The organism is Teichococcus aestuarii (genome assembly GCF_042651065.1).
Classification (GTDB): Bacteria; Pseudomonadota; Alphaproteobacteria; order Acetobacterales; family Acetobacteraceae; genus Pseudoroseomonas; species Pseudoroseomonas aestuarii.
The window spans coordinates 1-971 of record NZ_JBHSCH010000163.1; the positions used below are offsets into that span (position 1 = coordinate 1).

The window sequence follows — 971 nt, forward strand, 5'->3', positions numbered from 1 at the left end:
TTTCCGGCAGGCCGCAGATCAGGTTCGCGTTCTGCACCGCCTGGCCGGCCGCGCCCTTGCCGAGATTGTCCACCACCCCCATCGCGATCACCAGGTTCCGCTCCGGATCGGCCGCATAGCTGACAAAGGCGAGGTTCGAGCCGGTGGCCCACTTGGTCTGCGGCGGCGCGTCGGTCACGCGGACGAAGGCCCGCCCGGCATAGAAGCGCCGGGCCGCCGCCAGGCACTGGCCCGTGCTGGCGCGGCCGCGGCAATAGAGGGTGGCGAGGATGCCGCGGGTCATCGGCACCAGATGCGGCGTGAACACCAGCCCGGCCGCGCTGCCGCCGCTCAGCCGCTCGATCGTGCCGGCCATCTCCGGCATGTGGACGTGCCGGAGCAGCCCGTAGGGCACCAGGTTCTCGTTGCTCTCGGCATAGCCGAGCCGGCTGTCGGCGCCGCCCCGCCCGGCGCCGGAGATGCCGGTCTTGGCGTCGATGACGATGTTGCCCGGCTCGACCAGCCCCTCCGCCAGCAGCGGCGCCAGCGCGGTCAGCGATGCCGCGGGGAAGCAGCCGGGGTTGGCGACGCGGCTCTGGCCCCCGATCCGCTCCGGCCAGACATCGGCTAGCCCATAGGCCCAGCCCTCGGCGTAGCGGTGGTCGCCGCCGATATCGACGATCTTCACCGAGCGCGACACGCGCGCCAGCGCCCCGGCCGAGGTGCCGGTGGGCAGGGAGGCGAACAGCAGGTCGAGCTCCGGCAGGGAAGCGGGGTCCCACTTCTCGATCACCCGCCCGGCCAGCCGGGCCGGCACGCCGGGGAAGCGCTCCGCCAGCCGGCTGCCGGCGCTGCCCTCGCCGGCGGCGTAGACGAGCTCGAAGGCGGGGTGGCCGGCGACCAGGCGCAGCGCCTCCCCCCCGCCGAAGCCGCTGATGCCGACGATGCCGACGCGAATGCTCATGCTGGTGTCCTTCCGGGGTGCGGGCAAA

The 971-nt window shown here is 73.5% G+C and carries 1 protein-coding gene; it reads right to left on the bottom strand.

Features of this window, described 5'->3' with window-relative positions; genetic code table 11:
- On the bottom strand, positions 1–943 hold a 943-nt coding region (gene argC / locus ACFOY6_RS24150; protein ID WP_379652460.1), incomplete at its 3' end, for an N-acetyl-gamma-glutamyl-phosphate reductase.
- Positions 944–971: the final 28 nt, after the last annotated feature.